Origin of the sequence: Acinetobacter sp. YH12251 (assembly GCF_013417465.1) — a bacterium.
In the GTDB taxonomy this organism is placed as follows: Bacteria; Pseudomonadota; Gammaproteobacteria; order Pseudomonadales; family Moraxellaceae; genus Acinetobacter; species Acinetobacter amyesii.
On sequence record NZ_VPDZ01000017.1, the window covers coordinates 92,851 to 102,756 of the forward strand.

9 protein-coding genes and 2 pseudogenes are annotated in these 9,906 nt (G+C 40.1%); 6 read left to right on the forward strand and 5 right to left on the reverse strand.

Features of this window, described 5'->3' with window-relative positions:
• Positions 1 to 170: 170 nt before the first annotated feature.
• From FTV27_RS14720 to FTV27_RS14740, 5 genes are all read left to right on the forward strand, one after another.
• Positions 171 to 1,115: an ABC transporter permease gene (locus FTV27_RS14720; protein WP_180079139.1), complete on the forward strand. Its 945-nt coding sequence runs from the start codon at positions 171 to 173 to the stop codon at positions 1,113 to 1,115.
• Positions 1,115 to 1,996: an ABC transporter ATP-binding protein gene (locus tag FTV27_RS14725; protein WP_180079140.1), complete on the forward strand. Its 882-nt coding sequence runs from the start codon at positions 1,115 to 1,117 to the stop codon at positions 1,994 to 1,996. Before FTV27_RS14720 ends, FTV27_RS14725 begins: the two co-directional genes overlap by 1 nt.
• Before the next feature lie 81 nt (positions 1,997 to 2,077).
• On the forward strand, positions 2,078 to 3,094 hold the full coding sequence (locus FTV27_RS14730) for an isopenicillin N synthase family oxygenase (protein WP_180079141.1): 1,017 nt from the start codon (positions 2,078 to 2,080) through the stop codon (positions 3,092 to 3,094).
• Positions 3,091 to 3,972 (forward strand): hypothetical protein, encoded by an 882-nt coding sequence (locus FTV27_RS14735; RefSeq protein WP_180079142.1) that lies wholly within the window; start codon positions 3,091 to 3,093, stop codon positions 3,970 to 3,972. The genes FTV27_RS14730 and FTV27_RS14735 overlap by 4 nt, the downstream gene beginning before the upstream one ends.
• 7 nt (positions 3,973 to 3,979) lie before the next feature.
• Positions 3,980 to 4,309 carry a multidrug efflux SMR transporter gene (locus FTV27_RS14740; RefSeq protein WP_180079143.1) on the forward strand — a complete coding sequence of 110 codons (330 nt, stop codon included), beginning with the start codon at positions 3,980 to 3,982 and terminating at the stop codon, positions 4,307 to 4,309.
• 140 nt (positions 4,310 to 4,449) lie between these two features.
• On the opposite strand, the gene FTV27_RS14745 is transcribed toward FTV27_RS14740, so the two are convergent.
• From FTV27_RS14745 to FTV27_RS14760, 4 genes are all read right to left on the reverse strand, one after another.
• Complete coding sequence (locus tag FTV27_RS14745) at positions 4,450 to 5,250, reverse strand: sulfite exporter TauE/SafE family protein (RefSeq protein WP_180079144.1); 801 nt, start codon at positions 5,248 to 5,250, stop codon at positions 4,450 to 4,452.
• A gap of 44 nt (positions 5,251 to 5,294) precedes the next feature.
• Positions 5,295 to 5,789, reverse strand: a complete 495-nt coding sequence (locus tag FTV27_RS14750) for a flavin reductase (RefSeq protein WP_180021806.1) — start codon at positions 5,787 to 5,789, stop codon at positions 5,295 to 5,297.
• A 104-nt stretch (positions 5,790 to 5,893) separates the two neighbouring features.
• Entirely contained in the window at positions 5,894 to 6,922 is a 1,029-nt protein-coding gene (locus FTV27_RS14755; RefSeq protein WP_180079145.1) for a methionine synthase, read from the reverse strand.
• A gap of 79 nt (positions 6,923 to 7,001) precedes the next feature.
• A complete protein-coding gene (locus FTV27_RS14760) occupies positions 7,002 to 7,991 on the reverse strand; it encodes a putative oxygenase MesX (protein WP_180079146.1) in 990 nt (329 codons plus the stop codon).
• Positions 7,992 to 8,615: 624 nt separating this feature from the next.
• Here FTV27_RS14760 and FTV27_RS14765 point away from each other — a divergent pair.
• Positions 8,616 to 9,285: pseudogene (locus FTV27_RS14765) on the forward strand (epoxyqueuosine reductase QueH).
• Positions 9,286 to 9,380: 95 nt separating this feature from the next.
• Here FTV27_RS14765 and FTV27_RS14770 read toward each other — a convergent pair.
• A pseudogene (locus tag FTV27_RS14770) lies at positions 9,381 to 9,785 on the reverse strand (ABC transporter substrate-binding protein); the annotation flags it as partial.
• Between the last annotated feature and the right edge of the window lie 121 nt (positions 9,786 to 9,906).

Below are 9,906 nucleotides of genomic sequence, written 5' to 3' on the forward strand. Positions count from 1 at the left end.
GTTCTAGATCCAAAAAATCATTTTGCCTGCTACCTTGGCAGGCTTTTTCAGATATTTAGTCCATTCAACTTTATCAATTGCAGTTAAATCACGGCATACAAGCCTTTGGCATTCAAATTGCTTAATAGTATTACGTTTTATTAAAAAAGTAATATTGGGGCTTGGTCAGTATGGGTTATGTCGCAAGAGAGCTCAGTCCAAAAAGTAAGCTATTGCTTGGCTTAGGATCATTTTTAATTCCTGTGCTCATTTGGTGTGCAGTGAGTTATTTGCCATATTTATGGCATCCGCAGGTGCAAATTACGCAGTCTGGCAGTGTGCCGTATTTTCAGATCGATAGCCGTGTAGACAAAGCGGTGTTTTATGCCGAAGCGCAATCTGCGGTCAATGCAGGTTTAGCACCACCTCAAGGTAAACTGGTCAATCCAATCTATTTACCTGCACCGCACGAAGTAGCAAAAGCATTAGTTACGGCTTTTATAACTCCACCTGCCCAACCTGATGCCCCATGGTTTCATCAAAGCTTATGGCACAGTATTAAAATTGTGTTCAGCGCTTTTTTTATTGCCTCTCTCATCGGTATTCCGCTGGGTATTCTTTGCGGTTTTTCTCAAAAAATATCACAACTGACAGAACCCTTTGTTGAGTTTTTCCGCTACTTGCCGGCTCCTGCTTTTGGTGCCTTAGCCGTTGCGATTTTAGGCATTAATGATGCACCTAAAATCGCCATTATTGTGATTGGTACGCTGTTTCAGCAAATTCTGATTATTGCGAATACCACACGGATGGTTGACCGAGGCCTGATCGAAGCAGGTTTTACGCTGGGCACCAATAAAATGAAAAGCTTATTTCATGTGGTGATTCCAGCGGCGCTTCCCGACATTTACCGCGACTTACGTGTATTGCTGGGCTGGGCTTGGACTTATCTGATCGTATCTGAACTGATTGGCACAACCTCTGGGATTACGTGGTTTATTACCCAACAAGCGCGTTACCAAAACTTTGACAATGTTTATGCCGCGATCCTCATCATTGGGGTGATTGGTTTGGTATGCGATGTGGTGCTAATGAAACTCGGTCAACGTCTATTTAAATGGAAAGCAGGAGCAAAATAATGAACAGCACAGAATTTAATGCCAGCACTTATTTCGATGCAATTTATGCACGCCCTGTCATTTTAGAAGCAAAAAAACTTACACAAAGTTTTAAGTACGGCAAAACTGAACGCACTATTTTAAATCAGTTGGATTTAAAGATTCATAAACGTGAATTTATCTGCGTGATTGGCCCATCGGGTTGCGGTAAATCGACCTTTAGCCGAATTGTGGCTGGGCTTGATCCTTACAGTAGCGGTGAATTGCTAGTCGATGGCCAAGCGATTGAAGGCCCAAGCCCCGAGCGTGGCATGGTGTTTCAAGGCTACACGCTTTTTCCATGGAAAACAGTCAAAGAAAATGTGATGTTCGGCCCTTTAATGAAAGGTGCCAGCAATGCTTCGGCTGAATCCAGCGCCCGCGAATGGATTGATATTATTGGTCTAGAAAAATACCAAGATCAGTACCCGCATGAGCTTTCTGGTGGTATGAAACAGCGTGTTGCGATTGCCCGAGCATTGGTCAATGAACCCAAAATTTTATTGATGGATGAGCCATTTGGCGCGCTTGACCCACATACCCGCGAAAAAATGCAAAAACATTTAATGGATCTTTGGCAAAACATTGATATCACGATTATTTTTGTGACACATGATATGGATGAAGCGATTTTATTGGCGGATCGTATTGTGGCGCTCAAAGCCAATCCTGGTGAAATTAAAGAAATTATTGAGGTCGATTTACCCCGTCCTCGTAATCCTGAACTCATGCTGAGTCCTGAATTTAAACAACTGCGCGAACGGGTAGATTTCTTGGTACATGCACAGGAAGACGAGCTCGACCCAGCGATGGAAAACCTACCAAAAATTCCGCGTATGACCCAAGTCAGTACGCAAAAATAACTGGATTAATCCCTCTTCATCTTTAGGACGGCCTAAATGATGTACTACAGCGTTGGACGGCCAACATTATAGGAATTGAAGATGAATGAATCTTATGTTTTGCCACTTGTTGATATATCGAAAATGCAAAGCACGCTACTGTCAGAACGCTTAGAAGTAGCCTCTGCATTGGATCAAGCCTGTAAAGATGTTGGTTTTCTTTATTTAAAAGGTGATCAGTTCAATTTTGATTTTGCGACATCACTAATTCAGGTGGCAAAGCGCTATTTCCAACAAGATACCGCCAGTAAAATGCAACACTATATTGGACTGTCGAAAAATCACAGTGGCTATGTGCCAATTGGTGAAGAACAGTTTGCAGGCAACAGCTATGACTTAAAAGAAGCCTATGACGTCAATTATGATTACCACGGCGAAACGACGGCATTTCCCTTGCTGGGCCCTACGTTATGGCCAGATGATGCCACATTTAAAAGTACGGTCAGTGATTATTACCATCATGTCCGTGGTATTAGCGAACAAATTTTTCAGGCCTTTGCTTTAGCATTGAATGTAGATGAGCATTTTTTTGATCGTAAAATTACCCATCCAACCAGCCAACTGCGTCTAATCCATTATCCCTATGACCCTGAAGTAAAAGATGCTGAAGGTATTGGCGCACATACAGACTATGAATGTTTTACACTGCTCTTGCCGACGGCACCGGGTTTACAGGTACTCAATAAACAAGGTGAATGGATGGATATTCCATTGATTGAAAATACCTTGGTGATGAATATTGGCGACATGATGGAAATTTTGTCGAATGGCAAATATTTGGCCACCAAGCACCGTGTTAAAAAAGTCTCTGAAGAGCGCTACTCTTTTCCTCTGTTCTGTGCCTGTAATTACGACACGATCATTGAGCCAGTACATTCTACTGACGCGCCCAAATATCAGCCCTTAATTGGTGGCGAACATTTATTTAATCAAACCGCGCAAACCTTTAGTTATCTCAAAAAACGTGTCGCTTCAGGTGAGCTGAGTCTTAGAAATGCTGTGCCATTGTCATCATTTGGTATGGATGAAAATACAGAAGTACGAGGAGCAAGCGCATGAATCTATTTCAGGCTTTAGCACAGCTTCCAGCAAGCCAAGAGGTTTCAGGTCCTATTCCAGACTATTTATATGGTGCTTTTCGCCGAAAAAGTATCAGTTTTTCGAATGGATTAACGGATGAAAAAACCATTGTGTATTGGTTTCAGTCACGTAGTTTCACCATCGATCTACGTTTAAAAAGCCGTGAAAATACGCCAGTGAATGAACGTCAAGGCTGGATTGGCAACACTCTTTGGGATGCTGAACAGCAATTATTGTCTTGGGACGTTAAAGCACACTCAAATTATCAAAATCATGTGCAATGGCCAGAACCTGCAAAACTACATGCGATTGGCAACTGTATTTTAGAATTCTCTCCAAGCAATGCGTATGTCGAAGACTGGCGTCAACAAGTGCATGAAGGGCTATTTTTAGGCCTGCGCTTGAAGTCAGCTTTAGATGTAGAAAGCCATCAGCCATTGCAGATGGATGGCGGTTTAATTATTTGTGATAAGCATGTGGCTTTCGCACTGAGCCGTTTACCTACAGATCAGCACACAGTTGCCAGCATCGATATATCATCTGCACCAACTATGTATGAAAAAGTGATTGAAAGCTTTGAAGTATCCATCGCTGTAGATGGTCTGCATAAGTACTATACAACGACTTTCTCTCAGCAAGATCAATCACTTAATTTTGATCATTTCAAAGTTATTGATGAAACACATTTAATGCAAAACGTCATTATTAATGGTCAAGCAATACAGCTGATGTTCGAGGTGGATATTTATGTTCCACATTATGCATTTCAGCATCGCACTGATACCACGACAGAAAGTACAGATTGGTTGCAAAATGAAAAACAGCACCTCTTGTACCATGCCGTAGAATGTCTATAGGAAATCAATGTCGTTTATATATTTGCTCATCGCAATCATTGCCGAAGTGATTGCTACATCCGCCTTAAAAGCCAGTAATGGCTTTACTGAACTTGTGCCGATTATTTTTACCGTATTGGGCTATTCCATTGCGCTCTTCTTTTTAGGTTTGACCTTTAAATCGATTCCTATGGGATTGGCCTACGCCATGTGGTCCGCTGCAGGCATTGTGCTTATTTCATGCGTGGGCTGGATTGTGTTTAAACAAAATTTAGACCTGCCTGCCATGATTGGTTTGGCCTTTATTTTATTGGGTATTGTGATTATTAATGTTTTTTCTAAAAGCACAGAGCTTTGAAATGTCAGTTTTAAAATGAAGTTTTTAAATAATATCTCTGAAATTTTAAAGACTTAAATTGCTATAGATAAAAATGCTCTAGCTTACTGTTGCACACTAGAGCATACGTTTCGAATGAAGCAAGTGTGATCAGTCTGCTACTATAAAATGCCTTTCACTAGAAAAAAGCATCCAACAATACATAACAGCACAGCAAAACATTTTTTCAGTACTGCTGGTGAAAGCGCATGCGCAGTTTTTGCGCCATATTTAGCCGTAAAGAAACTCATCACACTAATGCCCAAAAAGGCATAGATATGAATAAAGCCAATGGTATTTGGAATTTCAACTTGCTGTTGAATACCAAAAAACATAAAGCCTAATGCACCAGCAATGGCAATGGGTAAACCGCAAGCCGCAGACGTCCCGACCGCTTTTTGCATCACCACGCCATTTGCAGTTAAATACGGTACCGTAATACTGCCGCCGCCAATCCCGAAGATGGCCGATGCAACGCCGATACCCGAACCTGCTGCAATTTGTTTAGCTGTAGATGGTAGTATTTTATTTGGATCGACTGGCTTTTTTGCACCCATAAACATGGTATAAGCCACCCAAAGTAAAAACACACCGACAATCATTTGCAGATGTAAACCTGACAGCCAGCCTGCAATCCCAGCACCAGCAAAACAGCCAATCGCCATTGGCGGAGCTAAATTTTTAAATACAGGCCAAATCACAGCACCATTTTTATTGTGCGCCATCAAGGAGCTGATCGATGTCACAACAATCGTAGCCAAAGATGTGCCGAGCGCCAAATGCATAATCACATCGGGACTATAGCCCATTTGGCTAAAAACAATATAGAGCAAAGGCACAATGATAGTACCGCCGCCAACGCCAAACAGCCCTGCAGCAAAACCAGCAAATGCGCCAATAATTAAGAAAGTAATGAGTTCCACGAAATAGATACTTTTAAAGAGATGTATTGAAGAAGTTGACTGGTTTAAGCTAACTCCACTTGACCCACAGCATGATAAGCACGGTTGAAATAAACTAAACTTTCTTCCTGCTGACTTTGCTTGATTGCAACCACACGGCACATAAACACACTGTGCGTACCCACTTCTTGAATCTGTTCAATCTGACAGTCAAAACTGACCAAAGCATCTTTTAATATTGGTGAACCTGTTTCTAATACAGTCCAAGAACCCAATTTAAAACGCTCTTCAGAGTTTAATTTGCTTGAAGCAAATGCATTGGAAATGTGTTCATGCTGTGCGCCCAAAACATTGACAGACAGAACTTTATTTTCAAGAAAATGCGCATGAGAACGAGATGATTGATTCATACAAACCAGCAAAGTTGGCGGTGTATCTGTCACACTGCATACGGCTGATGCTGTAAATCCATGCATGCCTGCTTCACCCTCAGTCGTAATCACGTTGACTGCAGTCGTCAATAAAGACATTGCATTTCTAAAATCAGTTGCTTCAATCATCTCTTCAATCTCAATGGTCTATATGGCTTATCTCTTTCTCAGGTTTGGGCAATAGCAAATTTAATTTCCTTATTGCCCTTACATGAAATTGAGTCAGCTCGAATTTATGCGGTCAATTCTTGGCGAATAATGGCAGCGCCTGCGCTTAGCGCATTTAGTTTGCCTTGCGCCACTTGGCGAGGTAAAGGTGCCATACCGCAGTTCGTTGAAGGATATAGCTTGTCGGCATCTACAAATTGCAATGCTTTGCGTAATGTATTGGCTACTTCTTCTGCTGTTTCTACTCGATTGGTTGCTACATCAATTGCGCCAACCATCACTTTTTTACCGCGGATGAGTTCGATTAAATCCATCGGTACACGAGAGTTTTGGCATTCAAGTGAGATGATATCGAGCTTCGATTGCTGCAGTTTTGGGAATGATTCTTCGTATTGGCGCCATTCATTACCCAAGGTTTGTTTCCAATCGGTATTGGCTTTAATGCCATAACCATAGCAAATGTGAACAGCTGTTTCACATTTCAGACCTTCAAGCGCACGCTCTAAGGTCGCAATACCCCAGTCATTGACTTCATCAAAAAACACGTTAAACGCAGGCTCATCAAATTGAATAATGTCCACGCCTGCCGCTTCAAGCTCTAGCGCTTCTTGATTGAGGATTTTAGCAAATTCCCAAGCTAATTTTTCACGGCTTTTGTAGTGACCATCATACAAAGTATCAATCATCGTCATTGGGCCAGGCAAAGCCCATTTGATCGGCTGATTGGTTTGGCTGCGTAAGAATTTTGCATCATCAACAAACACTGCTTTCTTACGAGAAACTTCGCCCACCACAGACGGGACACTTGCATCGTAACGATTACGAATACGCATCGTTTCACGCTTTTCGAAATCTACACCTTCAAGATGTTCAATAAATGTGGTCACAAAATGCTGACGGGTTTGTTCACCATCACTGACAATATCAATGCCTGCATGGATTTGTTCATGCAAAGATAATTTCAACGCATCACGTTTTGCATCTAATAATTCTTCGCCTTCAAGCTTCCATGCTGACCACAGTTTTTCAGGTTCAGCCAGCCAAGATGGTTTAGGTAAGCTGCCAGCAGTTGAAGTTGGGAGTAAAATGGCCATATTCGATCTTCTATCTCTATTTTCTTTAAAACGGGTGTTTTAACTCACCCGCGTTTTCATCTATTTACATGTTTTAATATTAAGCTGCGGCTGCATTTTCAATACTAAAATTAGCCGCCCACTCATTCAGAATGTCTTTATATGGCTGGATAAAGTTCTCTTCCGTCCATTTGCCCTGTTTAACCGCCAACTGACCACGTTCAACACGGTCATACACAATACGGGTTAATGAATAATCGCCAAAGCTTAAGCTTGGTTGATACACTAAACCTGCTGTCGCATTGGTATTGTAAATTTCAGGACGGTAGATTTTTTGGAAACTTTCCATGGTGCTGATCGCGCTGATCAGTTCGAAATCTGTATAGTCGCTGAGCAAGTTATTTGCCGAATAGAATGCCAATGGTGCAGTCGCATTTTCAGGTTTGAAGTAACGAACGCTTAAGCCCATTTTTGCAAAATAGTCATCGGTACGTGAATAGTCATCATTAGTGTATTCCACACCTAAGATCGGATGCACATTTGCAGTACGGTAATAGGTTTTTGTCGTTGAAACACTTAAACAGATGACAGGTTGTTTCTTAAATTCAGCTTTAAATACCTCTGAATTGATCAAGTGTTGATATAGCTTGCCGTGTAAATCACCAAAATCTTCAGGTTTTTCATTAAACTTGCAGCCGAGTGCTGGTAATACCACGCTGAAGTCGTAGTCACGTACATACGATGAAAAACTGTTGCCGATCATGCCTTCAATGCGTTCATTGGTTTTATGGTCGATGATGGTGCTCTTTAAAGTTTCAATAAATGGGAAAGTTTGACCATTGCCTTTCACATCGAGTTCAGCCGAAATGATATCAATTTCAAGTGAATAACGATCTGCATTTGGGTTGTCACAAGTAGCTAAACTATTGAAACGGTTATTAATCATTGCCAAAGTACGGCGCAGATTCTCCTCACGGTGTTCACCACGTGCCAAATTGGCAAAGTTCGTTGTTAGACGTGTATTGTCAGCTGGTTTATAGTTTTCATCAAAGCGGATACGTTTGATTGAACATGCAAATTTATGACTCATGGAGATTCACTACCCTAAAATTAAAAATAATCAAAATTTCTGTATGAAGTAATTTATACGTGAAACTTAAGATGAATAAAAATGATTTAACCTCAACTCAAAGTGAGATAAATTCATGTTTAAGATTTAAATACAATGAATTTTCTTCAACTAAGCATCATTCAACTGGCGATAAAAAAAATGCCACTCAGGTAGTATTTAAATTTTATTTAATATAAATAAGGGCTTAAAAAAAATTCAATGAATAATTTTTCATTCAAACACACATCTGAAATGTGTTGAATCGTACAGATTGGCTCAAAATCTCCACTCTCAAAATTCAGCGGATTTATTCATTAGGGTGAATTTTTCTAACTTTAAAATGAAAAAAGATCAAATCACTAATTGTTTTAATATTGAATCTGTAACACTAATATACTTTTGCCCTGAGCTATAAAGTTCTTAAACCTTGCCATAAATAGATAAACCAAATATGAAATAAGCATATATTCATGTCGTTTCAGCTTTTTAGTCAATATACTGAATATGACTCAACTTATACTTAGAAAAAATCAGCATATTCGAGCTTTGGTATGTTAAGGAATCGCTAAAATATTCGGTTTATACTTATACCTTCTTAAAATCATGTCTAATATATTAGAAGGTCAGACTCTGACTCTCCCAGTAGGTCATGACAAGCTTTTACTCCACTCTTGCTGTGTGCGCCCTGTTCTGGCGAAGTCATGGAAACTTTAATTGAATCTGGTATTGATTTTTCGATCTTTTTTTACAATCCCAATATTCATCCTGTGAAAGAATATGAAATCCGTAAAGAGGAAAATATCCGCTTTGCCGAGAAACATAACATTCCGTTTATTGACTCTGACTATGACACAGACAATGGGTTTGCTCGCGCTAAAGGTATGAAAATGAGCCTGAAAAAGGCATTCGTTGCACGATGTGTTTTGATATGCGCTTCGAGCGTACTGCACTTTATGCGGCAGAACATGGTTTTAGCTTAATTAGTAGCTCACTGGGAATTTCACGCTGGAAAAATATGAAGCAGATTAATGACTGTGGTCATCGCTCCGCTTCACATTATGAAGGCATAAGTTATTAGGACTATAACTAGCGTAAAAATGGTGGCGCTGTGCGTATGCTAGAGATCAGTAAAAATGAGGAATTTTACCAGCAAGAATATTGTGGCTGCGTATATTCACTGCGTGATACCAACCGCTGGCGTATGAGTCATGGCCGTGACCGTATCAAACTGGGTGTAAAGTTTTACTCAAATGCCATGGATGAAGAAGCTTGAGTTCTGCACTTCATTATTTTCATTGATATTAAATTGATGTTGTTAGCCCTGAAGCATTTATACTGTTCAGAGCTTATTTTTATTTACGTTTCAACTTATTTCAGTTCTTCAACCAATGTTGGATAGATTGATCCATCGACATCCATTTCAGTTTTATAAATGCCATTAGCAACATTAAATTTATTTACGTGGTAGCTAGAACCATAAATCGAGTCAAAACCAATTCCTTTTTTAAAGACTTGTTTGTTGGCAGCTAAATCCAGTAAATGTGTGCCTCCAATAAACTGTTCATACTGTGCAGGATCAACGCCGACACGAGTAGACATGATTTTCACTGCATCGGCATGTGTTGCAGGGTCGTTGATGTATTTAACAGTTTTATCCCAAACTTGAATGATTTTTTTCCATTCTTCTTTGTTAGCAGATAAATGCGTCATGTTGACGGTTAATGTGTCATAAATCAGACCGGGTTTATCTTTCGATGTATAAATAATTTCTCTGTACACGACAAATTTCACAGAACCCTTATCCTATCAGGATTCTGCTTTCTTAAAATTGCCAAAATTTCCTTAAACTCTTCTTTTTTCCCAAAACCAATTAAACGCTGAATCGCCATTTGAA

Coding starts and splice junctions, on each gene's coding strand:
- FTV27_RS14720 (WP_180079139.1), top strand. CDS start 171: ATGGGTTATGTCGCAAGAGAGCTCAGTCCAAAAAGTAAGCTATTGCTT.
- FTV27_RS14725 (WP_180079140.1), top strand. CDS start 1,115: ATGAACAGCACAGAATTTAATGCCAGCACTTATTTCGATGCAATTTAT.
- FTV27_RS14730 (WP_180079141.1), top strand. CDS start 2,078: ATGAATGAATCTTATGTTTTGCCACTTGTTGATATATCGAAAATGCAA.
- FTV27_RS14735 (WP_180079142.1), top strand. CDS start 3,091: ATGAATCTATTTCAGGCTTTAGCACAGCTTCCAGCAAGCCAAGAGGTT.
- FTV27_RS14740 (WP_180079143.1), top strand. CDS start 3,980: ATGTCGTTTATATATTTGCTCATCGCAATCATTGCCGAAGTGATTGCT.
- FTV27_RS14750 (WP_180021806.1), bottom strand. CDS start 5,789: ATGATTGAAGCAACTGATTTTAGAAATGCAATGTCTTTATTGACGACT.
- FTV27_RS14755 (WP_180079145.1), bottom strand. CDS start 6,922: ATGGCCATTTTACTCCCAACTTCAACTGCTGGCAGCTTACCTAAACCA.
- FTV27_RS14760 (WP_180079146.1), bottom strand. CDS start 7,991: ATGAGTCATAAATTTGCATGTTCAATCAAACGTATCCGCTTTGATGAA.